Below are 26,015 nucleotides of genomic sequence, written 5' to 3'. Positions count from 1 at the left end.
GACGATCCGGAAGCCGCGGCGGAAGCCGCGGGCCGGTGACGAACCGAGGTCGGGAGCTCGACGCGCGCCCCTTCGGCCCGTTCCTCCACTCTCGACCTCGGTTGCGAACGGATCAGTAGACATACGGCATCGCCGGCTCGTCGATCGGAGTGAGTGCCTCCGGCTCCAGCACGACCGCCTCGGCGCTCGTGACGCTCGGGTTCGCGCCGAAGCCGCCGCTCGCCTCCAGCCACTGCCCCTCGGCGTAGGTGTCGGCCCAGCCGGCCAGGTGGACCGGCACGCCCACCGGCTGCGCGTCCACCGCGCAGCAGGTGACCACGAAGCGGGCGATGTAGAAGACGTTCTCGGGGTCGGAGGCGTCGGGGGTCACGAATCCGCTCACCGTGGCCGTGCGGCCGGCGAGGAACTGCTCGCTCGCGCCCTGGCGCAGCAGGGTCGCCCAGTCGCGCACGCTGAAGGAGGCGGTGTCTCCGGTGGGCGCCGCGGCGGTCACGGAGGCGTCGACGGCGCTGGTGTTGACCTCGCGCTGCGTCGCGGTCGAGGCGGTGAGGGCGGCCGGCGGGAGCACGAGCAGGGCGACGGCGGCGGAGGCGATCACCGCGACTCCGGCCGCGACCGCGACCACACGGCGCCAGGGGCGGGCGGGCGCCGGGGCGTGGAGGTGCTCGACGTCGTCCTCGTGCTCGTGGGCGTCCTCCTCGGCGCCCGGCACCACCGCGAACGCCGCGATCAGCAGCACTCCGGCGATCACCGCGAGCACCACCGAGAACTCGAAGTAGCGGGGGTGGATGTAGAGGCCGAGCCGGCCGGTCGCCGCGAGCCACAGGGTCGAGACGACGCCGATCAGGCTGAGGACGACGCCCTTCCAGCGGGCGAGGAGGCGCTCAGAGCGCATAGTTCACCGCCAGTCCCAGCACGGCCGCGGCGAGGGCGACCAGCACGGTGACGCGCACCAGCGTCGCGGCCGAGAACGTGGTGCGCAGCAGCGCGAGCATCTTGACGTCGATCATCGGGCCGAAGACGAGGAACGCGATGATGCCTCCCGGCAGGAACGTGGAGCCGAACGAGAGGACGAAGAACGCGTCGACGTTCGAGCAGATCGAGATGACGAAGGCGAGCACCATCAGCGCCAGCACCGACCAGAGCGGGTCGCCGCCGAGCGTGGTCAGCACGTCGCGCGAGACGCCGACCTGGATCAGCCCTGCGATGGCGGCGCCGACGAACAGCGCCGGCATCATCGCCCCGGTCTCCTCGGCGAACAGCAGCACGCTGCGCCGGGAGCGGTCGCGGAGGGAGCGGGACGGCCGCTCGCCCGCCTCGCACGCCGCGCGGAAGCGGTCGGTGAGCAGGCTCATCGGCTCGGAGTGGCGGCTGAAGATCCAGCCGACGAGGTTCGCGATCGCGAAGCCGCCGACGATGCGCCAGACGAGGATCCCGTCGGCCCAGCCGAAGGCCTGGTACGTCGTGACGATGGTGATCGGGTTCACGATCGGCGCGGCCAGCAGGAACGTCATCGACTCCGACACCGAGAGGCCCTTGACGATCAGTCCGCGGGCGAGCGGCACGTTGCCGCACTCGCAGACCGGGAGGAGCACGCCGAGCAGCGAGATCACGAGCCGCCGCGGAAGCGCCCGCTTCGGCAGGATCCTTAGCAGCACGGCCTCGGGCACCCACAGCTGCACGGCGATCGAGAGGACGATGCCGAGGAACACGAACGGCAGCGACTCGATGACGACGCTGATCGAGAGGGTGAGGAAGTCGCGCACCGCGTCCGAGAGCGAGTCGCCCGCCGCGTCCGGGGCGAGCAGGCGCGTCGCCACGAGGACGGCGACCAGGGCGAGCCCGAGGAGCGGCCCGCGCCGCGACCGCCGGGCGCCCGGGGACGCGCGGGTCGGGGCGGCGAGCGCGGATTCGGGGGACATCCCGACCCATCGTAGGCGGGGCCCTCGGGGGCCGGCGCGGGACGCGGCCGGTCGGCGCCGGGCCGCGAGTTCGCAGAAGTCGCCGTACTCGAGCGCGAGTACTGCGACTTCTGCGTACTCGCGACGTCGACTGCGCCCGGGCCCCGCGAGTGTCCGGTGCGAGGGAGGGCGCCGAGGTCGCGGGAGGCGGTCGACGCACTCGCGCAGAAGCCCGGCGGGTGCAGGATGAGCGCATGCCCGCCTCCCCCGCGCACCCCCTCCGCGTGCGGATGCAGCCGCGCGCGATCGACGAGGCGCACCGCGTCTCGAGTCCGCTCGAGCTGCTCGTCGATCTGACCTTCGTCGTCGCGATCGCCCAGATCGCCCAGCAGCTCGCCCACGCCACCGAGGAGGGGCACCTCGCCGAGGGGCTCCTCCCCTTCGGCATGGTGTTCTTCGCGATCTGGTGGGCGTGGATGAACTTCACCTGGTTCGCCTCCGGGTACGACACCGACGACGTGCCCTACCGGCTGCTGACCCTCGCCCAGATGGGAGGAGTCCTCGTGCTCGCGGCCGGAGTGCCGGCCGGCTTCGAGGAGGGCGACTACCGGGCGATCACCATCGGCTACGCGATCATGCGGTTCGCGCTGGTGAGCCAGTGGATCCGCGTCGCCGTGTCCACTCCGCAGCACCGCACCTCCGCCGTGCGCAACGCCGTCGGCTTCTCGATCGTGCAGGCCGGCTGGCTGCTGCGGCTGCTCCTGCCCGAGGAGGTGGGGGTGGTGAGCTTCCTCCTCCTGGTCGCCTGCGAGCTGGCCGTGCCCCTCTGGGCGCAGCGGGCGGGGGACGCGAACTGGCATCCGCACCACGTCGCCGAGCGGTACGGGCTGTTCACGATCATCCTGCTCGGCGAGGGCGTCCTCGCGGCGGTGATGGGCGTGCAGCGGGCGGTGACGGAGGCGGGCGTCAGCACCTCGCTCGTGCTGGTCGCGGCGTGCGGGCTGGTGATCGTGTTCGCGCTGTGGTGGCTGTCGTTCTCGCATCCCTCCGGCGAGCTGCTGGAGCGGCGGCGCGGACTCTCCTACCGCTGGGGCTACGCGCACTTCGCGGCGTTCGCGGCCCTCGCGGCGCTGGGATCCGGGCTGGAGGCGGCGGTCGCCGCGACCGCGGGCCACCTCGAGGCGTCCGACACGGTGATCGGCGCGGCCGTCGCGGTGCCGGTCGCGGTCTTCGTGCTGACCCTGTGGGCGGTGCACGCGCCGCTCGGCGAGCACCAGCCGATGCCTGCGCGACTGGCGCTCCCCGGCGTGGTGCTGGCGCTCGCGACTCCGCTGGTCGCTGGAGAGGTCGGAGTGGGCGGGGTGCTCGTCGCGCTGGCCGCGGTGTCGGCGGGGCTGGTCGCCGCGGTGGTGGGGCGCGGGCGCACCGCGGAGTGACGGGGTCGGCGGGCGAGGCGCGTCGCGGTCGCGGGAGGCGCCGGCGCCTCGAGACACCGCCCTCGTCGGCGAGACACCGGGCTGGGGGCGGTGTCTCGGCGGTAGCGGGACGCCTCGGCGACCGCATCGCGCCGACGGCCTCGCGGCAGCGGCTACCGCGGCAGCGGCTCCGGCCGGCGGGGCACCCAGCAGCGGACGCGCGAGCGGTAGCGCTCGAAGTCGGCGCCGAAGCGGGCGGCGAGGTCCGCCTCCTCCAGGGGGCGCACGGCCTGGTTCCAGACGACGGCGCCGAGGAGCGCGTACAGGACGACCAGCCACGACGAGAGCAGCAGCCCGACCGCCGCTCCCTGCGCGATGCCGGCGACCGCCATCGGGTTGCGGACCCAGCGGTAGGGGCCGGCGATCACCAGGCGGTTGGTCATCGCGATAGGCAGCGGCGTGCCGTCGCCGAGGAGCGACATCGTCAGCGCCGACCAGATCCCGAGCGCGCTCGCCGCGACCAGCAGCAGGACGCCGAGGCCGACGACCACCGGCGGTGCCGCTCCGAGGCCCACGCCCCAGCGCTCCTCCAGCGCGGCGATGACCAGCGGGATCACGACCAGCGCGCCTCCCCAGAACACCGCGATCTGAGCGAGGGTCGCCGCGAGGTGCGAGCCGGGGCGGCGGCCGGCGGTCGCGACGCGGAAGGAGAAGGGGCCGGAGGCGATCCAGCGCGTGGGCACCCGGCCGAGCAGGAGCAGGCACGCCGCGACCAGGGAGCCGCCCGCCGCGGCGAGCATCGCGACGACGCCCCAGCCCGCCTCCCCCGTCAGGGTGGCCCAGGCGGTCAGCGCGACCGCGACGAGGAGCGTCCAGGCCGTCGCGGTGACGGCCACCCAGCGCACCCCGGCGGCGGCGAGAGCGGAGGCTCCCACGAACAGCGGGAGGTCGAGTGCCGCGACAGGGAGGGGATCGAGGCTGCCGAGCGTAGCGATCCGCACGGCCGGGACGAGCGCCACCGCGATCCACCACGCCGCTCCGCCGAGGGCCTGCGCGGCGAAGTAGAGGCGTCCCCAGGGCATGGCTGCACGGTACTTCATAGGGGAACCCTAGGAACGACCCAGGGCGTTGACGGGCTGGGCGCCCTAGGCTCGGAACCAGTTCCCGCCGCCTCCACGAGAAGCGGCCCACCACGACGCCAAGGACGACGCCGATGAACCGCACGACCGTGATCACCGCACTCGCCTGCGGGCTCCTCCTCTCCGCCGCCGCAGCGACTCCCGCTGTCGCCGCGACCTCCGACACCGCCGGCGACTCCGCCCGCTCCGTCGACGAGTTCGGCGTGCTCGCCGCGACCGACGGCGACACCCTGCTGATCAACGGGCGCGCCTTCCTCCTCGAGTAGTTCCTCCCCGCCGCGCACGGCCGCGAGGACACCACTCGCGACCCGGGCCTCCTGATCCGCTACCGCGTCGACGTCGACGCCACCCTGGGAGCGCTCCGGTCGGCCGTCACCGAGACCGCCGACGCCGACCACCGACCCCGCCGAGACCCTCCCTGCGGCCGTCACGGAGACCGCCGACGCCGACCACCGACACCCCGGCCCGCATGGCCCGTGGGCGAAGCCTCGCGGCGGGCGACCCCGGATCGTCATCCACCCCCACTAGGGTGACGCTACTCATGCCGGGTCCTCCGGCCGTGGACCGGATCCGACAGGGATCCCGCGAGGGGTGCCGCCCGGCAGTCGTCTCGCCCGTTCGCGGACCGCCCTCCCCGGGAAGGCTCCGCCTCCCCGCGGCTGGAGTCAGCATGGAGTCCCCCTTCCCCCTCGCGCACCGGAGATCCGGCACCACCGTCGGACTGCTGTCGACCTTCCCGCCCACGCGCTGCGGGCTCGCGACCTTCACCGAGGCCCTCGGCGGTGCACTGGCCGACGACCACGGCGCCGGCATCCGCACCGTCCGCGTGATGGACGAGCTCGCCGTGCCCGGATCGACGCCCGGCACGAGCGTCGTCGCCGAGCTCGTCGCGGGCGACCCGGTGAGCACCGCGCGCGCTGCGGCCGAGCTCGACTCCTGCGACGTCGCGATCATCCAGCACGAGTACGGCATCTACGGCGGACCCGACGGCGACGAGGTGATCGCCCTGATGGAGCGGCTCGCCGTGCCCGCGATCGTGGTCCTGCACACGGTGCTGGAGACGCCGACCCCCTCGCAGCGCCTCGTGCTGGAGCGGGTCGCCGCTCTCGCCGACGCGGTCGTGGTGATGACAGCCGTCGCGGCCGAGATCCTCGAGCGCCGCTACGACGTGGACGCCTCGCGCGTCGTCGTCATCGCGCACGGCGTCCCCGTCTGGAACGCGGCAGCCCGGTCCGCCGCCGCCGCGGATCCGCAGATCATCACCTGGGGCCTGATCGGCCCGGGCAAGGGCATCGAGTGGGGGATCCGCGCGATGGCCGACCTGCGCGACGCCGGCGTCTCCGCCCACTACACCGTCTACGGGCAGACGCACCCCAAGGTCGTCGCGCACGCCGGCGAGGCCTACCGGGAGTCGCTGGCGGAGCTGATCGCCGAGCTGCGGCTCGAGGACCGGGTCGTGCTCGACGGCCGCTACCTCGATCCCTCCCAGCTCGCCGCGGCGGTCGCCGATGCCGACGCGGTCCTGCTGCCCTACGACTCCCGCAACCAGGTCACCTCGGGGGTGCTCGTGGAGGCGCTGGCCGCCGGACGACGGGTCGTCACGACGGAGTTCCCCCACGCTCTCGAGCTGCTCGGGAACGGCCGCGGCCGCACGGTCGCGCACGAGGACCCCGCCGCGATGGCCGCAGCACTGCGCGAGGCGCTCGCCGACTCCGCCCCCGCAGCCGCTCCGGCCGCCCTCCCCTGGCCGGCGGCCGCCGGCCTCTACCTCGGTCTCGTCGAGCGCCTCCGCATCGAGCACGCGGCGTGACCGCGGGGCCCGCACTCGCGACGGCACTCCCCTACGAGCACCTCGACGCCCTCACCGACGAGCGCGGACTCCACGAGCACGCGCTGCTCGACGCGCCCCGCCCCGAGCACGGGTACTGCGTCGACGACGTCTCGCGCGCCCTGATCGTGGTGGCGCAGGAGCCGGAGCAGACGTTCCGGACCCGTCGCCTCACCGAGCAGTACCTCCGCTTCCTCGAGGCGGCCGCGGAGCCGGACGGCACCGTGCACAACCGGCTGTCGCCCGGCGGCGAGTGGGCGGACGTCTCCTCGCTCGGCGACTGGTGGGGCCGCAGCGTCTGGGCCGCCGGGGTCGTCGCCGCGCACGCCGAGCTGCCGCTGACCCGCCGCCGCGCGATGCGGCTCTTCCTCCACCTCGCGGAGGAGCGCTCGCCGGACCTGCGTGCGATGACGTTCGCGGTGCTCGGCGCGGTCGAGGTCGTCGCCGTCCGCCCGCACTCGCTGGTCGCGGTCCAGCTGCTGCACGACGCCGCGCCGATGCTCCTCTCCTGCACGGATCAGGCCTGGCCCTGGCCGGAGGCGCGCCTGCGCTACGCCAACGGCTGCGTCCCCGAGGCCCTCCTGGCGGCGGGCGAGGCGCTGCAGGATCCGCCGCTGCTCGCGCGCGGGTTCGCCGCCCTCGCCTTCCTGCTGGGCCTCGAATCGCGCGACGGCCGCCTCTCGGTGACGGGCGTGGCCGGCCGCGGGCCGGACGAGCTCGGAGTGCTCTTCGACCAGCAGCCGATCGAGGTCGCCGCCATCGCCGCCGCGTGCGCCCGCGCCCTGACGCTCGACGAGGATCCGCTCTGGCGCGAGGGCCTCGCCTCCTGCTGGGCCTGGTTCCACGGGGTCAACGACTCCGCGACCGTGATGGTCGATCCGCGCTCCGGCGCCGGGTACGACGGACTGGAGCCGCAGGGCCGCAACGAGAACCGGGGCGCGGAGTCGACGATCGCCGCTCTGCACACCTCGCTCGTGGTGCGGCGGGCCGGCCTGCAGCCGACGCGGCCGAGCGTCCCGGCGACCCCCGCGGTCGTCGCCGCCCGATGACCGCAGGACCCGGGGACCCGGCGGCCGGGCTGCGGATCGCGATGCTCGCGCCGGTCGCGTGGCGCACGCCGCCGCGCCACTACGGGCCGTGGGAGCAGGTCGCGAGCCTCCTGACCGAGGGGCTGGTCCGCCGCGGAGTCGACGTGACGCTCTTCGCGACCGGCGACTCCGTCACGACAGCCGCGCTCGAATCGGTCGCTCCGACGGGCTACGCCGAGTCGGGCCGCGACGGCCGGGTGTGTGAGGCGCTGCACATCGCGGCGGTCCTCGACCGTGCCGGCGAGTTCGACCTGGTGCACAACCACCTCGACTGGCTGCCGCTCGCCCTCGCGGCGCAGTGGCCCGTCCCGCTCGTGACGACGGTGCACGGTTTCTCGGGGCCCGAGATCCTGCCCGCCTACCGCGAGGCGCTGCGGCACCCGCGCACCGCGAACCTGGTGTCGATCTCGGACAGCGACCGCTCCCCCGAGCTCGACTACGCGGCGACGGTGCACCACGGGATCGACGTGGAGGGCTTCCCCGCCGGATCCGGAGGAGAGGACCTCGTGATCCTGGGCCGGATCCACCCCGACAAGGGCACGGCGGAGGCGGTCCGGATCGCCGCCGCGGCCGGGCGCCGGCTCCTGATCTGCGGCATCGTCCAGGACGAGCGCTACTGGCGCGAGGAGGTCGAGCCGCTCGTCGACGGGACGCGCGTCGTCTACCGCGGCTCGGTCGGGCCGGAGGAGCGCGCCCTCGTGCTCGGCGGGGCGCTCGCGCTCCTGCATCCGATCGGCTTCGACGAGCCGTTCGGCCTCTCGGTGGTCGAGGCGATGGCGTGCGGGACGCCGGTGATCGCGTACCGCCGCGGATCGATGGCGGAGATCATCGACGAGGGGGTCACCGGGTACGCGGTGGGCTCCGCGTCGGAGGCGGTCGCCGCGGTCGAGCGGGTCGGGCTCCTCGATCGCGCGGCCGTGCGGGCGACTGCTCGCCGCCGCTTCGCGGTGGAACGGATGGTCGACGAGTACCTCGCTGTGTACGCGGGGGTGCTCGGGCGCTGACGCCCCCTGCTCCCCCTCCGCGAGATGCCACTTGTGATGCTCGTCATCGGCGTGTCGACCTCACAGGTGGCATCTCGCGGAGGGGAGCGGGCGCGTCGGCGGGCTGCTGCGTCGAGTCGCCCGAGAAGGCTCGTTCTCGAGTCGGAGAACGAGCCTTCCCGGGCGACTGAGGAATGCTGTGGCGACCGGGAGGCCTGATAGGAAGAAGTCGTGCCTCGACCTCATCTCCTCGTCACCCGCGGGAACCTTCTGAATTTCGCCAGCGACGCGTGGCTTCTGCCGACGGACCGCTTCCTCTCGTTCACGGACTTCTGGCGCGGGGTCCCGCAGCTGGACGACCGCGCCCGCGCCGCGCTCACTCCGGAGTTCTCGGACGGCCGGCAGGTGGCGCTGGCACTCGCGCCGCGCGACGGAGAGCCGACACCCGTCCTCACCGCCGTACCCGATCGAGCGCTGAGCGACGCCGACGACGAGGACGGCCTCGCCGACATCGCCCGCCGCCTCCAGGCCTTCGTCGAGGTCGCCGCGCGGACGGCCACGACGGATCGACGCACCAGGCGGCCGCTGCCGCTGCTGGCCGTGCCGCTGTTCGCGACGTCGGGAGGCGGATCCGGGCCTCTCCGCGACGCCGTGCTCGCTCAGCAGCTCCGCGTGCTGCGGGAATCCGCCGAGACTTTCCAGGTCGACATCACGATCGTCACCCTCCACGCCGACGTCCACGCCTTCGCCCAGTCCAGACGACGGCTCGACCCCGTGAGCTCCTGGCCCGAGCTGGAGGCTACGGCCCTCGAGGAGGCGCAGAGCCTCGCCGAGCGCGCCCGCCGCCGACGTCTCGTGCCCTTCCTCGGCGCCGGCACCAGCGTCAGCGCGGGCGGCCCCTCCTGGACCGGCTTGCTCGAGAAGCTCGGCCAGGAGATCGGACTCGACCCCGAGACGTCCGAGGTCCTCAGCGGGAAGAACGTGCTCGACCAGGCGTCCTATCTCGCGACGCTCTTCGACGAGGAGCAGCCCGGCCGATTCGCCGACGCCGTCGCCCGCGAGATCGGCTCCCTCGAGCGGTACGGTCTCGCGCCAGCCCTCCTCACTGCCATCGACTCCGAGCAGGCCATCACGCTGAATTACGACCGTCTCTTCGAGACGGCATCCGAAGACGCGGGCGTCCCCCGCGCCGTCATCCCCGGCGATCACGAGGGGGACCACGAGCGCTGGCTGCTGAAGCTGCACGGCACCGTCGACGACGCGTCCTCGATCGTCCTCACCCGCGACGACTACCTCGGCTTCGACTCCTCCCGCCGTGCCCTCTCCTCGATCGTGAAGGCCACGCTCGCGACCCGGCACCTGCTCTTCGTCGGCTTCGGCCTCACCGACGACCACTTCCACGAGATCGTCCACGACGTCCGCCGCGCGTTCCCGTCCTCCGCCTCGGGAACGCTCGCGACGGCACTCACACTCTTCGCCGACCCGCTCGACGAGCGCCTCTGGCAGGGCAGGCTGAGGCTCGTGCCGATGCTGCCGACGCCCCGCGATCCGTCCCGCGTCGGCGAGGCAGCCCGCCTCCTCGAGATCTTCCTCGACGCCCTGGCCGCCTTCGCGACGGACGCGCACTCGTATCTGCTCGCGCGCGGGCACGAGAGTGCGATGACCGCTGCGGAGCTGAGGCTGCGGGCGCGGCTCACCGCGCTGCTGCGGGAGGCGACGGCGGAGGAGCGTGCGACCGGGGCGTGGCAGGAGGTCGCGGGGATGAGTGAGCGGCTGGGTGGGGAAGGGCGCTAGCTCGGACAGCGCTCGTCGCTCGAGGGCCGAACGGCCGAGCCGGCGGTCGTCGGCGAGTCCTGCGCGAATGGACGAAGGACCAGCGGATCGACTGATCTCGGGCGAGAGGTCACCGACCTCCCGCCCGGCACCGCTCAGACGGCGTCGTGGAGCTCGACGTTGTCCTGATACTCGAAGTGCGTCTGGACACGATCCGAGACGTCGATGTTCTGCAGCTTGCTGGACGCTGGGATGAAGCCCACCAGACCAGCTGCCGTCTCACCGGCCTGAGCCGTCCGGTAGACGAACTTGAGGATCGCGTCGTTGCGGGAGTGGTAGCCGTAGACCGCTTCGTCGACCGAGGCGGTCAACGAGTCCCAGTTGCTCTTCGCACCGATCGCGGTGCCGAGGAGATGTGCGGCCTGGATCCGCGGCCCTCCGGGCTTCGTGCCCATGGACTGCGCGGCGACGACCATCGCCCTCGCTCCCAGACTGTGACCGATGAGCACGTACGACTTCGCGTTCGTGCGTGCAAGGAGATCACCGATGATCACGCCGGTCTTGTCGGCGCGGTTCTTCGCGACGTGCCAGGGGTTCCTCGCGAGGTCCGAGGCGATCATCGCCGGCCCGGCGACGCCTCCGAGAAGCTTCGCCCCCGCCTTGTGCCCGAGCGCCGCCGCTCCTCTGAGCAGCCCCATGGCGACGCCCTTGCCTGCTGCGCCCAGGGCGAGATCCGTCAGATCCCGCAACTCCTTCGACCCCCATCGGACGCGGTAGACGGGCGAGTCCGGGTAGCGGGAGTCGACGATCGACTTCCACTTGCCCCATCGGTCTCCCTCACCGTCGGTGAGGAACCCGTTAGCGACGACCACGGGGACGCCGCCCGTTCCCGGACGGAGCAGCTCGATCTGGAACGACTTGTCCTCGCTCAGGTAAGCGTTCGCGACCGATGCCCCGAGGACACCTCCCACCGCCGCTCCGACGGCCGTCACGACCGCCGTGCCGCCGGCCATGCCGAGCCCGCCCGCTGCGAGGGTGCCGCCGCCGAGCAGCGCAAGTCCGTGTGAGCTCGCCGCTGCGCCGGTGAATCCGCCGAAGACGCCGAGCGAGCCGATCGCGCCGCCGATGGCGGGAGCGGCGAGGAGAGCGACCGGCGCCGCCATCGCGAGGACAGCGATGCCGCCCACGATGATCTTCGAGGTCGCGTCGAGGTCGGGCTTCTCGTACTCGAGGAAGGCCTCGTAGTCGTGCAGCTCGCCGAAGCTCCCCTGGGCCTTCTCGAAGCCCGGGATCTCGTGCTTGTGCTCGGCGCAGAACTGGGGGACGCGCAGAGCGCCGCGCTCGCGCACCGCCATGTTGCCGCAGCCGACAGCCACGCACGGGAGCGTCGCGGATCCGCAGCCCTGGCAGACGTACACCGGAAGCTGCCCCACGGGACGGTTGGACTTCCGGTGCTCGGTGTTGAAGAAGCACGACGAGCACCATCCGTGCTGGACGTCCAGCAGCGAGACGTCGTCTGCGACGTCCGCGATCCACTGCGCCGTCTTCGCGTACGTCTCGGCCACTTTCTGTGCGGTCCGCCGCTCCTGCTCCACCTGCTGGAGAGCGGCCTTCTGCTCGGCCGGATCCGAATACGCGAGAGCCTCGGCATTGGACGTCATGCGGGCGCGATACCAGGTCTTGGCGTACGCCCACATGTTGCTGCGCAGTGCAGGATTGCTCTCGAGAACGCCACCGCTCTCCGTCACCGGCTCGAGATCGGTGAATTCCCCCGCAAGGGAGAGAGTCGCCCCCTGATCCGAGACCACATCCACTCGGAGACGGGTTCCTTCGACGACATAGGCGTGCAGTGAGCCGGGCATGGGTTGATCGTGCCATACCGGTCGAGGTCCGGTTCGCCACCGTGAACCTGCGGGACAAGGCGCCGCTCGAGGGGCCATCGACCGAGTCTCCTCGGCGCCTTGCCTTCACCGCGCGATAGAGGAAGACAGAGAAGAGAGTACTTGCGCCATCCTGGGCAACTCGACTTGCGCCCTGCCGAATTCGTCGTCCCGCTCTCTGAAATGCATCAATATATTCCTGAGCCTCGCTATTCGATCAAGAGATTTACTAACCTCTATGCGGTCGACACGAGCGTTGAAATGCTTCCAAGCAACTGGACTGGTCACAATTCTACTGAGTTCACCGAAAGTTAGATCAGCCGACCCCGTGAACCGCTTTGACGCGGACGACGGAAGCGAACCAAGCAACTCCTCCTCAGAAATGAGCTCGGATCCGAGTAATTCGTCAATAATCTCCCTCAATGACATCTCGCATCGCTCGACGAGCAGGAACGGCTTCGCGATATCGGAAAGCGCCTGCCCGAGATCCGCGCTCGTAACGATGCCGGATAGAAATCCCCTCGAGTCGGTCACCAGGACGTAACCGTTGTCGTTGATCAGTGGAATCGCATCGAGCAGATCACTGTCGAGTGACACTTGCTGAGCTTCTTCCATACAATCTTTCAAGGACGCGTCCGGATCGGAAAACAGAGTTTGACCGACTGTATGCCAGCTGATCACGCCGACAGGGCGATTGCCGTTCTTCCCGCGAACGACAGGCAGTTGAGAGAAATCGTTTAGATTCATGAGCGTCGTTGCCCGCTCCAGGGGGTCGGTTTCGGAGACATGGGTCAATGGCTTCACCGTGGCGCTTGGAATGAATCTCATGCTCAATTTTCCACCGAAACGCACCTTCGAAATCCGCATTTTTTCCTCCACCACGTCCCACCCAGCTCCTTTGAATGCAACATTAAAATCAGCCCTTAGGCACATCGACACTCCGACTCGACGCGTGCAAGCCGCCGATCAAATCTCGGCCGAACGCAAATTCTCTGGACCAGGAGTCGCAGCCAGGTGGCGTCAGACGGCACTCAGGGGGAGCTTATTCTGGTTCCGTCGGCAATCCGGTCCTCGTGTCGGCGATGGTGTCGAGGAAAGTGACGATTCGTGTTCCTTCGCGACGGCGTGGCCGTGCTCAGCCCCAGCGACCTCAGCAGCGCCTCGACCTGCGAGTTCGCGTTCCTCCGCCGGCTCGACGAGAAGATCGGGCACCTCAAACCTTTACCTGTTGAGCGGGATGAGATGAACGAGCGGACCTCCGCGCTCGGGGACCAGCACGAGGACCGGACCTTGAGGAAGTACCGAGTCGATTTCGGGGGCGGAGTCGTGGAGGTGCCGAAGCCCGATGTGCGGGATCCGGCAGCTGTCCGCGCAGCGGTCGAGGTGACACGCGGAGCCTTCGCGAACCAGGCGGACGTGGTCTTTCAAGGAACGTTCGCCGATGAGGCCTTCATCGGCTTCGCCGATTTCATCATCCGGCGCCCCGACGGCCGTTACCGGGTTCAGGACACGAAGCTGGCCCGCTCCGCGAAAGTGACGGCGCTCCTCCAGCTGGCCGCTTACGCGGACCAGCTCGAGCGGCTCGGAGTCCCGGTCGACGACGCGGTCGACCTTCTGCTGGGCGACGGAACGACGAGCACTCACCAGCTCGCGGACGTCCTGCCCGTCTACCGGAGGCGTCGAGCGCGGCTCGAGACGATCGTGAGCGAGCACTTGGTCGAGTCGACGCCGGTCCAGTGGAGCGACCCGCGCTACACGATCTGCGGGCAGTGCGCCCACTGCACGAACGAGATAGAGGCGAGCCGCGATGTCCTTCTGGTCGCGGGGCTCCGGGTTCTCCAGCGGGAGCGGTTGCGGAGTGCCGGCATCACCACGATCGAGGAGCTGGCGTCCTCGACCCATGATGTGAACGGGATCGGAACAGACACTCTGGCGAAGCTGCGCAGCCAGGCATTGCTCCAGACCACGGCTGCTGGTGGCGTCCCTCCTGTGGAGGTGCACACCCCCGACGCCTTCGGCGCCCTGCCCGAGCCCTCCCCCGGTGACATCTACTTCGACTTCGAGGGCGACCCCCTGTACTCCGAGGGCGGAGGGGCCCGATGGGGACTGGACTACCTGTTCGGCTACGTCGACCGAGACGAGACCTTCACTGCGCACTGGGCGCACTCCTTCGCCGAGGAGCGTGGAGCACTTCGCGCCTTTCTCGCTGACGTCGCCGAGCGGCAGCGGCGTGATCCCGCTATGCACATCTACCACTACGCGTCCTACGAGCGGACGCACCTGGCGTCACTGGCCGCTCGTCACGGGGTCGGGGTCGAGCAGGTCGACCAGATGCTGCGCGACGGTATCCTCGTCGACCTGTACCCGATCGTCCGCCGCGGCATCCGAATCGGCTCGCCGTCCTACTCCATCAAGAAGCTCGAACCCCTCTACATGGGCGATGAGCTGCGGGACGGAGACGTCACGGACGCGGCCGCATCCATCGCCGAATACGCGGCTGCACGGGATCTCATTCAGAGCGCCGATCCCGACGATCCCGGAGCGACCGCCACTCGCATCGCCCAGGGCGAGGCCAAGCAGGGAGCGATCGCCGACTACAACCGATACGACTGCGTATCGACGCTGCGACTGCACCGGTGGCTGCTCGATCTGGCGAAGGAAGCGGGTGTGGGTCCGCGTGCGAGCGCCGTGGAGGAGGATCCGAAGGGAGAGGAGACAGACGTGGGGCTGCACGCAGAACTGCTCGCTCTGGCAGGGGACCCATTGGATCCCCATCGCACCGACGATCAGACGGCGATCGCGTTCGCTGCGGCGACACTCGACTTCCACGCCCGAGAGGCGAAGAGTTTCTGGTGGGAGCACTTCTGGCGCCTCGGCCAACCGATCGACGAATGGGACGACCAGAAAGGCGTGCTTCGCGCCGAGCGGGTGGACATCATCCGTGATTGGCATCGGGGCGACCGGCAGAGGATAGATCGCCGTCTTCTCCAACTGCATGGAGAGCTTGCGGCCGGGGGCACCCTCGACGTGCACGACACCGTGAAGCCCTTTGCTGTCTACGACTTCGGCGCGGCAATCTCGGGGCCGAAAGATCGTGAAGACCAACGTCACGCTCATCCCGTCGAAGTCGTGACCGCGTACGACGGTGCGTTCGTCGAGATCGAGGAAACGCAGCCTCGGTTCGTCGACAAGTTCGACGATCTCCCTCTCGCTCTAACTCCGGCAAAACCTCCGCCCGCGCTCGACCAGCAGCCGGCGATCGCGGAATGGGCGCAGAGCCTCGCGGATCTTCACCCGAAGTGGCCACGGGACCCCGTCACGGACCTCCTCCGGCGCGTTCCTCCTCGCACTCGTTCCTCCGTCCTCGCCCTCGAGCGTGGCGACATGATCGCTGCCGTAACAGCGACTGTCCTCGATCTCGACGACTCCTACCTGGCTGTTCAAGGCCCTCCCGGAACCGGGAAGACCTACCTCGGATCGCGGGTGATCGCGGCTCTGGTTCTCGAGCACGGCTGGAAGGTCGGTGTCGCCGCTCAATCACACAAGGTGGTGGACAACCTCCTCACCGCCGTCGTCAGTGCTGGAGTACCCGGGCGTCAAGTGGGCAAGAAGGCCTCAGGAGGTGACAGCGAGGTCTATCGGAGCCTGGACAAGAGCGGCTTCCTCCCATTCGCGTCAGAGAACCCTGACGGTTATGTCATCGGCGGGACCGCCTGGGACTTCGCCAACACCCGGAGAATCCCACGCCGCAGTCTTGATCTCCTCGTCGTCGACGAGGCGGGACAGTTCTCCCTGGCCTTCACGGTCGCCGCCGCGGTCGGTGCCCGCAATCTGCTGCTGCTCGGCGACCCTCAGCAGCTGCCGCAGGTGAGCCAGGGCATCCACCCGGAGCCGGTCGATCAGTCGGCGCTCGGCTGGATCAGCGCTCGGCACGATGTCCTTCCGCCCGAGCTCGGCTACTTCCTCTCCGAGAGCCGGCGGATGCATCCTGCTGTCGCGGCTCCCGTGTCCGCTCTCTCCTACGACGGGAAGCTGCGCTCCCATCCCTCCACGGCGGAACGGTCACTGACCGGGATAGAACCGGGGCTGCACGCACGGCCCGTAACTCACACCGGCAATTCGACGTCTTCCTCCGAGGAGGCCGAACTCGTCGTGCAGCTCGTGCTGCAGCATCTCGGTGCTTCCTGGCACGACGAGGCGGCGGGCCGCAGCGACTCCGTCCTCAGTCAGACCGACTTCATCGTCGTCACGCCCTACAACGCACAAGTCGACACCGTGCGAGCGTCACTCGATGCGGCGGGGCTTCCCGAGGTGCGGGTCGGCACCGTGGACAAGTTCCAGGGCCAGGAGGCGGTCGTCTCGATCGTCACCCTCGCAGCCTCATCGGCGACCGATGTGCCACGTGGCATGGAGTTCCTGATCCAGAAGAATCGGCTCAACGTCGCGATCTCGCGCGCTCAGTGGGCCTCTTTCCTGCTCTACTCGCCCGAGCTCTTGGAGGGACTGCCGTCGACGCCGGCGGGAGTGGCGACGCTCAGTCGGTTCATCGCTCTCGTCGGTCGTTGACGAGCCCTGCCGCGGTTACCTGCGGCGAGAATCGCGCGGCAGCCCCTCGCGCGATCGATGCGGCGAGATCCGTGGCGACGTCGCTCTCGGTCCCCCAGGTTTCGCTGCGCCGGAGAAGGACGGCGATCCGGTCGGCGGCGTCGTTCAGCGGGTGACCGCTGTGGCCGCGCACCCACTCCAGTTCGACCTCGCGTTTCGCACCCGCGTTGGCGATGGAGACGAGCCTGCGTTCGACCGCATCCGTCCGCTCCCGGCGCGCGGGCGGCTGCGCCAGGACGAGAGTTACGGCCTCGAGAGCCTGCCTGCAGTCGACCAGGAGCCGGAGTCGGCTGAATTGCGGCTGCTCGCGGATCGCCTCGTCGATGGCGATCAGCTCGGCATGGAAGCTCGATCCGCTCACGGCGCGCTCCGCCCCGAACGAGCCGCCCTCCGAGACCCAGGCGAAGCTCCCGCCCCCGGCCCGTCTGCTGAAGGCGCCGTCGGTCGCGATGGTCGTCACCGGCCCGGAGGGCAGCCTGCTGGCCGTTGCCCACCCACGCACCATCTCGGCGAAGCGCGCCTCCTCGGCTATCAACGGCCGCCGCGTCAACAGGAGCTCGGAGGGCTTCGGGATCGTCTGCATGCCCGCATCCTTTCGGCGACCACCGACATGCTGCAGCTCGTCGACGCCCGCTCGGACGACTACCGAGCCCGCACGAACCGCCTCGCCGGCTTCCCCACCGCACCCGACGCCAGCTCGCCCGTCTCGTGGAGGAACGGCAGCATCGCCCGGCGGAAGCTGTCCCGCATCAGCGACTCGCCGGCGACTTGCTCGTGCAGGTCGTGCAGCTCGCGCATCGTGAACGACTCGGCGATGAGGCGGTACGGATCCGGGCGGTTCCGGTACTCCTCCCTGATGGTGAGCAGCGCGCGCACGACGATCTCGTCGTGGTCGAAGGCGAGAGGCCCCTTCGTGGCGACGGGCACGGCGAGGCCCGACGCCTGTGTCGCCTCCCAGGGCGCGACCGCGAGGTACGCCACCGACATCACCCAGCCGCGGTCGTCCCGCTCCGGAGCGTCGAAGACGTGCAGCTGGCGCAGCTCGACGCCCTCGATGCCCGTCTTCGTCCGCAGTCCGCGCCGCACGGCGTCGTCGAGGCGCTCCCGCTCGTGGACGAAGGTACCGGGAAGGCGACGGCCGTACCTGTCCTCGATGAGGACGATCGAGAGCGGGCCGCCGGGAGGCACGGTGAGCACCGCAGCGTCCACGGCGACGGACGGACGCGGATGATCGGTCAGCTCTGCGGATCCCATCTCGTAATTGAAGCAGAAGTGCGCTAACTTAGCCTCAGAGGAGTTAGCGCAGATTCGCGCTAACCGGAACGGGGGCCGTCATGACCACTTACGGAACGAAGCTGACGTCGATGCAGACGGATCGGGCGGTCGGCGTGATCGTCGCCTCCGCGGCCGCCGACGCGCTCGGCGCGCCGTACGAGTTCCACCCGCCGCTCGCCGACGGCGTCCCCGTCCGCCTCCACGCGGGCGGCATGTGGGAGCTCGGCGAGTGGACCGACGACACCAGCATGGCGATCCCGATCCTCCAGGAGCTCGCGGCCGGCGCCTCCCTCGACGATCCCGCGACGCTGGGGCGCATCGGTATGCAGTGGCGAACCTGGGCCAGTTCCGCGAAGGACGTCGGCATCCAGATCCGCCGCGTGCTGTCCACGGCCCCCGGGGCGAGCGAGGCCGAGCTCCGCGCCACGGCGGAGCAGGTGCACCGGTCCACTGGACGCTCGGCCGGGAACGGCTCGCTCATGCGCACCGGCCCGGTCGCGCTCGGCCTGCTGCACGCGGACGACGCGACCCTCGCGGCCGCCGCCCGTCGGCTGAGCGACCTGACGCACTTCGAGGACGACGCCGGAGACGCGTGCGTGCTGTGGTCGCTCGCGATCCGCCATGCGATCCTCGAGGGCGCCTTCGATGTCCGCAGCGGCATTAGCGCCCTGCCCGAGGAGCGGCGCGCGCTCTGGGAGGAGCGCTTCGACGTCGCCGAGCGGACCGCGCACCCGAAGGACATCCCCGGGAGCAACGGCTGGGTGGTCGCCGCGATCCAGGCCGCCTGGTGCGCGATCACGCACAGCACGACCCTCCAGGGGGCGATCGAGTTGGCCGTCCGCAGCGGGAACGACACGGACACGGTCGCGGCGATCACCGGGTCGCTCGCCGGCGCCCGCTGGGGGCGGTCCGCCGTCCCTGCCGCGTGGCTCCGGCACCTGCACGGCTGGCCCGGGCTGACCGCGGACGACCTCGTCCGCAGCGCCGTGCTCGCCACCCGCGGAGGAGTCGCCGGCGAGAACGGCTGGCCGGTCGCCGCGCGCTGGCCGGCGAGCGGCCTGCCCGCCACGCTCGTCGTCCATCCGCACGACGACGGAGTACTCCTCGGCGACCTCGCCGCCCTCGACACCCTCGCCGAGGACGGCCCCGGCCCGCGCGTCGACGCCCTCGTCTCGCTCTGCCGGGTGGGCCGCGAGCAGGTGCCGGCCTTCATCGGCGAGCGGACCGCGGTCTGGCTGGTCGACCAGGACGGCAGCAACGCCGACCCCGTCGGCGTCCTCGCCGACGCCGCCGACTCCATCGCCGCCTACCGCGCCGAGGGCCTGACCGTGCTCGTGCACTGCTTCGAGGGGCGGAGCCGGACGCCCTCCGTCGGAGCCGCGTACAGCGCGCGGCACCTCGGGATCGAGGCCGATCGGGCACTCCAGGAGGTCAGCGCGGTGCTGACGCGGGCGCGGCCGGCGCGGTTCCTGGTGGAGGCGGTGCGTGCGGTGCGACCTGCGGAGGAATGACCCGGAATCAGCGCCGGACAGCGGGGGTCAGGATTCACCTCCGGGCCGCGCAGCCCCTGCTCGACGGCTCTCGTACTCAGCTCGTACGTCCGAGAGGCCGCGTCCATCGGGGAACCGCCAGAACGACCAGCCGTTCACCGAGCGACCGAGGAGATGCTTCCCCGCACCCGACGGCGTGTCGAAGGTCCGACCATCGAGCAGCAGGTCGCCGTTCTCCTGCACCACCGCCTCGACGACGGTCTCGGTGCTCCGCGCTCGGAGGACCGAACCGCTCGGCAGCAGGCCGGCGACGGTCAGATCGCGAAGGGTCGCCTCCGATCGGGCGCGAGTCGCCCTGTCCAGGATCTCGCCCCTGTGCTCGTCCGGCACCGGCCATGTAGCAAGGATCGCGTCGATCATCTCGGCCGTCCGAGCGCTGATCCGCTGCTCGTCCCAGCCGTCGCGCGAAACGTCCCGCACGCGACGGTTCATGAGGTGCACGTCGTGGTCGGCGAGCTTCGCCCGCTTGCCGGTCTCGCCGAGCCAAGGCCCGTTCGACACCGAGCTGTTGAGGCTCGTCGTGATGAGAGTGAGGTTGCCGAGGCGGTGCACGTGCGCATCGCGAGCCACTTCCTCCTCGATCGTCGCGACGGGCCAGTGCGTCTTCCACGTGCGAGGGAGGAGGTGCTCGACCGGGAGGTTGCGCCGCGACACCCTCGAGCCCGTCCGCGAGGGCCTGCCGCTCGCGAAGCCCCGATGCGCGTCTTCGACGGCCTCGAGGAGGATCCTGAGGCGCGACCGCGTGTAGCGGCGGTACGCCGCCTCATCGGTCAGAACAGCACGGATCTCCTCGTCACCGGGCCAGTACGTGCTCTCTGCATCCAGACGCCGCAGATGTCCTGCGACGCGCTCGACGAGATCCTCGTCCGGAGCGTCGCGGTTCGACCGGATGAGTTCCGCGACGACGCGGCCGTGATCACCGCTGGGGCGTCGGAGGATCATCCGTCGAATCAGCCAGCTCTCGAGAGTGGCGACGACACCGTCGATGGTGCGGCCGCTGAAGGAGGATCCGGGACCTGTCAGCCACAGCAGGACCGGGCGCAGGATGGTCGTGTCGAGCGCATCCGTGCGGTAGATGTCGAGCTCGATCGAGGTGAGCAGCCTGTCGGGGTCGGCCGCGCGCTCGACCCACGCCTGATACTGCTTGGCCTGACCGGCGATCTGCTCGAGGAGCGCGCTCATCGGGAGTCCGGCCTCGTGCTCCACGAAGTGCTTGAACCTCGTGAAGGTGTGCCGCGGGCCGATCTCCTCACCCAAGCGAGAGATGAGCCACTGATTGAGAAAGGCGGAGCTCCGCGTCATGGAGAAACGCCCGACGCTCACCTCCTTCTCCCAGAAGGAGGACTCGAAGGGCCAGACCTCCCGATAGGCCCGCTCGGTGTCCACGCCTTCGGCGTCGAGCCTCTGGAAGACCAGGTTCTTGACGAGATCGGCCGCGGTGAGCGGGGTGCCTCGAGCGTTGAGGGTCTCGAAGATCTCCTGTGAGTCCTCCTCTGCGCGGAGCTGGATGACGACGAGTTGCAGGGCCTGGGTCAGAGCATTCGCGAGTGTCTCCATCCGGAGCGGCACCTGCTCCGCGGCGGACTCCTCGAGCCAGGCAGTGATCCGCCCGGCGAAGTAGGCGTGGCACCGGGCCGGCAGCGAGGCGGGCAGCTCCAGCGCGTCGTAGTCGACGGGGACCTCAGCGAGCATCACCTCGCTGAAGGCCGCCGCGTCTTTGTTGGTGTGCTGCAGCTTGAGGGGCGAGCCCTCGGAGACGTAGGCGGCGGCGTTGTGCGTCAGCGTCTCGAGCCGTGCTGCCAGGTGCGAGGCCCCTCGCGAGGCGAAGATCGACGCCGCTGAGTCGAGGAGGAGCTGCAGGGTGGTGAGTCGCTGCTGGCCGTCGATGATCTGCCACACCTGAAGTGCACCGTAGGCCGTCTCCATCCGCTGCAGGACGATCGCCCCGAGGAAGTGCGCCGCCCGCGAGCCGCCCGCCGACAGGTGCACTTCGGTGATGCGCCGGACGTCGCTCCACAGCGGCTCCCACTGCTCCGTCTCACTCCAGACGTAGGGCCGCTGGAAGAGCGGAACGACGAGGCGTTGCGGGACATTGAACACATCGAGCGGTGTCCGGACGTACGTTTCCAAGCGGGATCTCCTTCGAAGGCATGGACTTCGCCGAGTATGGCGGACACATGCGACAGCGATCCGCCGCGGCTAGCCCTTCGGCAACCGGGCGATGCCCTTCGCGAGGTGGGCGGTGAAGGCGGCCGTCCGCCGGCGGCGGCCGAAGGTCTGCAGGAGCCGGCTCTCGAGGGTCGCGCGGTCCAGCTGCGGGTCCGTCCGGAGGAGGAACTCGGCCGCGTTGGCGATCTCGCGAGGACTGATCTGGAGGAGCGGACGATCCGCGCCGCTCGTGTTCGGCCGGAACTCCGACCACGTCTCCGGATCCAGCTCCGGCGGCCACACGAAGCGCTCGCGGTCGATCACCACCTCCGACGCCTTGATCTGCCGCCGGATCTTCTCGATCCGCGCCGAGTGGACCCGCTGCAGACCGAACGAACGGCCGACGAGCGTCGCGAGCCGCTCGAGCTCGATCGGCCCCTCGAACGCGGTGATCTCGGCGACGACCGCGCGCACCTTCTCCTTGGCAGCCTTCTTCGGCAAATCGTCGAGAACGTGGACATCACCGACGGACACCACGGTCCACGGTTCGAACTCGGTCCGCGACGCACCGATGGTCGGAGTGGCGGCCGCGTCCTCACGCACGAGGACGGCCTGATCGGGGACGACGTCCTCCTCCTTCCCGGCCGGCTTCTCCCCCTCCGCCACCTCGGACGGAGCGGCCGTCGGCACGATGCCGTACTCCTGGACCACGGCGAGCATGGCGGCCTCGCGCAGCTCGCGGGCGGCCGGCAGACCCTCGCCGTCGTCGAACTGCTCGAGGAGGCGGACGACGAAGTCCTGGGTCCGCCAGGCGTCGAGGCCGGTGAAGTCGTCGTTGTGAGCCCAGCGGTTGCGGACGATCCTCAGCTCGCTCCCGAGCGTCGACACGACGCGCGTGGACGGGTCGTCGAACGGGTACTTGAGACCGCCGAGGCGCTCGGTCAGCATGCGGAGCTGAGCCTGCAGATCCGCGGAGTCGTAGGTGCGCTCCGGATAGCCCTTCGCCCGGTCGAGCTCGCGCAGGACGGTGGGCCACTCGAGCGTCCCGAGGACGTGAGCCAACCTGCGCGTGAGGATGTCGTCGAGCCGGTGCGCGAGGTGGTCCAACCCCAGCTGCACCGAGGCGCGGGGATGGAAGTCGCCGGTCGCAGTGGTCATGGTGAAGCCTTTCGATAGAGGAGGAGGGAGTCCGGGGAGGCGCGACCCGAGGAGGTGCGGGATCGTCAGGAGCGGTCCGCGCGGCGGGCGATCTCGGCGAGGACGGCGTTCTCCGCCGCGCTCGCCTCGCCGTCCACGGCCGCCACTCGCTGAGCCGCGTCGAGCACGTCCGAGAGGTCGCCCTCCTCCGACGCCATCCGCTCCCAGACGTCCTCCGGATCCATGTCGACGACGCGGGCGAGCCGCTCGTCGACCACCTCGTGCGTCTCCCGTACCAGAGCGACCAGGTGCCGCATCAGGAGGATCTCGTCGTCAGACACCTTCTTATCGGCCTTGATGACGAGCCAGGCCGTCCAGAGCATGAGCTGCGGATGACGGGTCCGCCGGCTCAGCCCTGTCGCGATTTCGATCACCCGCGCCTCATGGCGGAAGACTGCCTGGGCGTGACGCCCGGCGAGGACGGTCGTCCAGAGGTTGAGGCCGACGGCGAGCGGGACGCCGACCGCAGGAATCGCGATCTTGATGACATTGCGCTGCAGGAGGTGCTTGCCGACGACCGGCAGTCCCTTCGCCGCGGCGAGGGCGGGACCGGGTAGAACCTCTTGACGAACGGGCGGATCAGGGCGGGCGCGGCCTTCAGCACTCCCTCTCTGACGACCTCGCCACCCTTGATGGTGAACGCCACCCGGATGAGCTTCCACAGGTCCTCCGGGTCCGTCGGGTCGAGGCGGATCCCGTAGAGGACGGAGACGTCCCAGGCGAGACGGATCTGCAGCTGGGTGAGGAAGGCGACGTCGACGAGGACGCTGGTCACGGCGGCGGGAACGGTGAGCGGGCTCGCTCCTCCGAGGCTTCCGATCGTCGCGGCGACGGTCGCGGTGTAGGCGCTCGCCGACAGGCCTCCCTCGATGGCGGCGTAGTTCGCCGCCGTCTTGATGCGCCGGTCGACGATTCCGTCGGCCGGGACTCCCCGGTACTTCTTCTGGAAGTACTCCGCGTCGACCTTGTCCGTATAGGTCTTCAGCGACTGGGCGAGGAGCTTCTCGAACCAGTTGCCGGACTTCACGTCGTCCGCGGTCAGGCTCGACACGAAGGCGCGCAGCCTCCCCGTCTCCTCCTCGACGTCGGCTCGAGCGGCCTCGTCCTCCTCGGACGTCGCGTCGGCGGTCGGATTCTTCGGCATGAGGGCTCCCCCGGGAGTGGTCGACAGGTGTTCGTCAGACTGCCACGGACCGGAGACGTCGTCCGCGTCCCAGGGCACGGCGCCGTGCTCGTCACCGTTCATCCGAGGGTCAGCGTCCACGAGCCGTCGGCCGTCACGGAGACCACGGAGGGGCCGGCGCTGAGCGGGACGGTGCCCGAGTAGGTCCCGATCTCGTTCACGAGCAGCCCGAAGCCGAAACCGCCGGTCTCCTCCTGCACGACGAAGTTCGCCGAGCCCTGGTGCGAGGCGGTGAGGCGCGAGGCGTCGCCGGAGTAGAGGAACACGGCGTCCCCCGTACCGCTCTCGGCGAGCACCGGAGCCGCCGAGACGGGGTCGAAGCGGAGCGTCCACGGGCCGCTCGCGGTGATCTGCGCGGAGGCGCCCGTGCCGAAGGAGTTGAAGCCGTAGACGGTGGTTCCCGAGTAGGTGCCGATGGTGTTGACCAGCAGCTCCCCGGTCGAGGCGTTCTGTGCGTCGATGATCTGGACGGCGAAGTTGCCGTCGCCCGAGTACTCGGCGGTCACGACTCCCGCGGTCGCGCCGGCGGGCAGCGTCACGACGCTGTCACCGGTTCCCGATTCGGTGACGGAGGTGAAGGTGCCGAACTCGTCGGTCGCCCACGCGGCGGTCTCCGCGCTCTCGTCGACCACGGAAGCGGGCTGAGGGGTCTCGGCGGGTGCGGGCTCGGCCGATGCCTCGGCCGCTTCTTCGACGGGCGTCGGCTCGGCAGGCTCCGTTTCAGCAGGAGCGGAGGCGGCCGCGACCGGGCGCTCCGGCGCCGGATCCCGCGAACCGGAGACCGCGCCGACGACGACCGACAGCGCGAGGAGGCCCGCGGTCACGGCGACGGCCGGGACCTTCGCGCGGGAGTAGCCCTCGAGCGGCCTGCCCCGTCCGTCCCGGGTGGCGCCGGTCAGCAGGAGGATCAGGTCGATGAGCACCCAGATCCCGAGACCGCCGAAGGTGAGCAGCTTGAGGATCGCGGTGCCGGGCTTGCCGAGGTAGAAGCGGTCGGCGCCGACGCCGCCGAGCAGCAGGGCGAGCAGCCAGGCGGTGAGGAAGGACTTCTGGGAAGTGGTGGACATGAGAGTCTCCGTTCAGGGGGGTACGGGTCAGTCGCGGTGTCGCTCGAGGACGAGGTCGAGTCCGTTGTCGGGGTGATAGCCCCAGGAGGCGTCGAGGTCGTCCCAGGACGCCTCCTGTCGGCCGTCGAGGGCGCGCGTGCTGTCGATCCGGGTCAGGACGCTGTCGGGCACGTCGACCTCGGAGAGGACGCAGGCGACGTCCGCGAGATCCGCTCCGGGGCTCTCCGCGCCCTCCGTCTGCATCGAGAGGCTCGTGCCGTCGTCGCCGAGCGCGAAGTACCCGCCGGGAGAGACGTCGCACGTCTCGAGGGCGCTCTCGATGGCGGTCGGCCCGACCGAGCCGACGGCGGAGCCGATCGCCGGCAGGACCCAGAGTCCGAGGAGGACGCCGATCACGAGGCCGCCGGCCGCCGTGAGCACCGGCAGGAGCCGCGGAAGCGACGGTGCCGCCCGCCGTCGCTGCGGACCGGCGAGCGCGGAAGTGGTGCCGCCCTCCGCGGCGGGGACCTCGGGCGCCGGAGCGTGGGCCTCCGGAGCGGGGACCGTGCTCTCCACCGGGTGATCCGTGTCTCCCGTCGGGAGAGCGCGCCGTCCCCGCTCGGGAGCGAGCTGATCCGGGCGAGGAGCGGGGTACGCCGGCACGGGGCCGGTCTGGTCGTCGACCATGATCAGTACCTCGGCAGCGAGAGCAGGTTGTCGGACTCGACGCCGTTGGAGACCGTCGCGATGTAGCGGCGGCCGGCGGTCGAGCGCCGGGCGATGACCGGGGCCTCCGCGCCGGTGCGGTCGTTGTGGGAGCGGAAGACCGAGCCTCCGTCGATGCGTCCGACGATCGAGCTCACCGGCTCGGAGTGCAGGGGGCCGGTCGGACGAACGGAGTGCTGGACCGCGACGATGTGCTCGTTGCGGGTCCCGGGTGCGGTGACGGAGATGCGGCGGATGTAGGGCACGATGCCTCCTCGGCGACGGTGCGGCGGCGAGTG

General features: G+C 70.5%; 22 protein-coding genes. 8 read left to right on the top strand and 14 right to left on the bottom strand.

The annotated features are described in order from the left end of the window. Positions 1–112 precede the first annotated feature (112 nt). Positions 113–895: a TIGR03943 family putative permease subunit gene (locus C5D44_RS13710; protein WP_104281989.1), complete on the bottom strand. Its 783-nt coding sequence runs from the start codon at positions 893–895 to the stop codon at positions 113–115. After that, a complete protein-coding gene (locus tag C5D44_RS13705) occupies positions 885–1,922 on the bottom strand; it encodes a permease (protein ID WP_104275829.1) in 1,038 nt (345 codons plus the stop codon). Before C5D44_RS13705 ends, C5D44_RS13710 begins: the two co-directional genes overlap by 11 nt. A gap of 233 nt (positions 1,923–2,155) precedes the next feature. Here C5D44_RS13705 and C5D44_RS13700 point away from each other — a divergent pair, with 233 nt between their 5' ends. Next, complete coding sequence (locus C5D44_RS13700) at positions 2,156–3,337, top strand: low temperature requirement protein A (RefSeq protein WP_219815354.1); 1,182 nt, start codon at positions 2,156–2,158, stop codon at positions 3,335–3,337. Between the two features lie 152 nt (positions 3,338–3,489). On the opposite strand, the gene C5D44_RS13695 is transcribed toward C5D44_RS13700, so the two are convergent. Continuing rightward, positions 3,490–4,398 (bottom strand): methyltransferase, encoded by a 909-nt coding sequence (locus tag C5D44_RS13695; RefSeq protein ID WP_104281988.1) that lies wholly within the window; start codon positions 4,396–4,398, stop codon positions 3,490–3,492. A gap of 131 nt (positions 4,399–4,529) precedes the next feature. Between C5D44_RS13695 and C5D44_RS13690 the strand changes: the two genes are divergently transcribed. The 5 genes from C5D44_RS13690 (at position 4,530) to C5D44_RS13670 (ending at position 10,148) form a co-directional block, all read left to right on the top strand. Beyond that, positions 4,530–4,721: a hypothetical protein gene (locus C5D44_RS13690; RefSeq protein WP_104275827.1), complete on the top strand. Its 192-nt coding sequence runs from the start codon at positions 4,530–4,532 to the stop codon at positions 4,719–4,721. Between the two features lie 404 nt (positions 4,722–5,125). Further along, on the top strand, positions 5,126–6,265 hold the full coding sequence (locus tag C5D44_RS13685; RefSeq protein WP_104281987.1) for a glycosyltransferase: 1,140 nt from the start codon (positions 5,126–5,128) through the stop codon (positions 6,263–6,265). Further along, entirely contained in the window at positions 6,262–7,332 is a 1,071-nt protein-coding gene (locus C5D44_RS13680; protein WP_181118515.1) for a glycosyltransferase, read from the top strand. Before C5D44_RS13685 ends, C5D44_RS13680 begins: the two co-directional genes overlap by 4 nt. Further along, a complete protein-coding gene (locus C5D44_RS13675; protein ID WP_258067989.1) occupies positions 7,329–8,375 on the top strand; it encodes a glycosyltransferase family 4 protein in 1,047 nt (348 codons plus the stop codon). The genes C5D44_RS13680 and C5D44_RS13675 overlap by 4 nt, the downstream gene beginning before the upstream one ends. Before the next feature lie 210 nt (positions 8,376–8,585). After that, the gene (locus C5D44_RS13670; protein WP_104281986.1) at positions 8,586–10,148 is read left to right on the top strand and encodes an SIR2 family protein; all 1,563 of its coding nucleotides are present in this window, start codon (positions 8,586–8,588) and stop codon (positions 10,146–10,148) included. A gap of 134 nt (positions 10,149–10,282) precedes the next feature. On the opposite strand, the gene C5D44_RS13665 is transcribed toward C5D44_RS13670, so the two are convergent. Next, positions 10,283–11,788: a DUF726 domain-containing protein gene (locus C5D44_RS13665; RefSeq protein ID WP_219815353.1), complete on the bottom strand. Its 1,506-nt coding sequence runs from the start codon at positions 11,786–11,788 to the stop codon at positions 10,283–10,285. Between the two features lie 306 nt (positions 11,789–12,094). Next, entirely contained in the window at positions 12,095–12,889 is a 795-nt protein-coding gene (locus tag C5D44_RS13660) for an HPP family protein (protein WP_181118514.1), read from the bottom strand. Positions 12,890–13,114: 225 nt separating this feature from the next. Here C5D44_RS13660 and C5D44_RS13655 point away from each other — a divergent pair, with 225 nt between their 5' ends. Beyond that, a complete protein-coding gene (locus C5D44_RS13655; protein WP_104281983.1) occupies positions 13,115–16,573 on the top strand; it encodes a bifunctional RecB family nuclease/DEAD/DEAH box helicase in 3,459 nt (1,152 codons plus the stop codon). Here C5D44_RS13655 and C5D44_RS13650 read toward each other — a convergent pair. Next, the gene (locus tag C5D44_RS13650; protein WP_104281982.1) at positions 16,551–17,195 is read right to left on the bottom strand and encodes a ribonuclease HI; all 645 of its coding nucleotides are present in this window, start codon (positions 17,193–17,195) and stop codon (positions 16,551–16,553) included. The two genes, C5D44_RS13655 and C5D44_RS13650, sit on opposite strands and share 23 nt — an antisense overlap. A 59-nt stretch (positions 17,196–17,254) precedes the next feature. Continuing rightward, positions 17,255–17,866: an NUDIX hydrolase gene (locus C5D44_RS13645; protein WP_104281981.1), complete on the bottom strand. Its 612-nt coding sequence runs from the start codon at positions 17,864–17,866 to the stop codon at positions 17,255–17,257. Positions 17,867–17,946: 80 nt separating this feature from the next. Between C5D44_RS13645 and C5D44_RS13640 the strand changes: the two genes are divergently transcribed. Further along, on the top strand, positions 17,947–19,398 hold the full coding sequence (locus tag C5D44_RS13640) for an ADP-ribosylglycohydrolase family protein (RefSeq protein WP_104281980.1): 1,452 nt from the start codon (positions 17,947–17,949) through the stop codon (positions 19,396–19,398). 27 nt (positions 19,399–19,425) lie between these two features. On the opposite strand, the gene C5D44_RS13635 is transcribed toward C5D44_RS13640, so the two are convergent. The 7 genes from C5D44_RS13635 to C5D44_RS13610 all read right to left on the bottom strand — a co-directional run bounded on the left by C5D44_RS13635 (position 19,426) and on the right by C5D44_RS13610 (position 25,982). Next, a complete protein-coding gene (locus C5D44_RS13635; RefSeq protein WP_219815352.1) occupies positions 19,426–21,567 on the bottom strand; it encodes a DUF262 domain-containing protein in 2,142 nt (713 codons plus the stop codon). Positions 21,568–21,636: 69 nt separating this feature from the next. Continuing rightward, positions 21,637–22,743 carry a DUF3320 domain-containing protein gene (locus C5D44_RS13630; protein ID WP_104281978.1) on the bottom strand — a complete coding sequence of 369 codons (1,107 nt, stop codon included), beginning with the start codon at positions 22,741–22,743 and terminating at the stop codon, positions 21,637–21,639. Between the two features lie 65 nt (positions 22,744–22,808). Further along, positions 22,809–23,156: a TerB family tellurite resistance protein gene (locus C5D44_RS18345; protein WP_219815351.1), complete on the bottom strand. Its 348-nt coding sequence runs from the start codon at positions 23,154–23,156 to the stop codon at positions 22,809–22,811. Further along, positions 23,153–24,028: an EcsC family protein gene (locus tag C5D44_RS18340; RefSeq protein WP_219815350.1), complete on the bottom strand. Its 876-nt coding sequence runs from the start codon at positions 24,026–24,028 to the stop codon at positions 23,153–23,155. Before C5D44_RS18340 ends, C5D44_RS18345 begins: the two co-directional genes overlap by 4 nt. Beyond that, complete coding sequence (locus tag C5D44_RS13620) at positions 24,025–25,032, bottom strand: TM2 domain-containing protein (RefSeq protein WP_104281977.1); 1,008 nt, start codon at positions 25,030–25,032, stop codon at positions 24,025–24,027. The genes C5D44_RS18340 and C5D44_RS13620 overlap by 4 nt, the downstream gene beginning before the upstream one ends. A 27-nt stretch (positions 25,033–25,059) precedes the next feature. After that, on the bottom strand, positions 25,060–25,587 hold the full coding sequence (locus C5D44_RS13615) for a hypothetical protein (protein ID WP_146088059.1): 528 nt from the start codon (positions 25,585–25,587) through the stop codon (positions 25,060–25,062). Positions 25,588–25,700: 113 nt separating this feature from the next. Then, a complete protein-coding gene (locus tag C5D44_RS13610; protein ID WP_181118513.1) occupies positions 25,701–25,982 on the bottom strand; it encodes a DUF3892 domain-containing protein in 282 nt (93 codons plus the stop codon). Positions 25,983–26,015 lie beyond the last annotated feature (33 nt).

It is taken from the genome of Rathayibacter sp. AY1B5, assembly GCF_002932795.1.
In the GTDB taxonomy this organism is placed as follows: domain Bacteria; phylum Actinomycetota; class Actinomycetes; order Actinomycetales; family Microbacteriaceae; genus Rathayibacter.
This window is presented reverse-complemented; position numbering and strand designations above follow the sequence as displayed.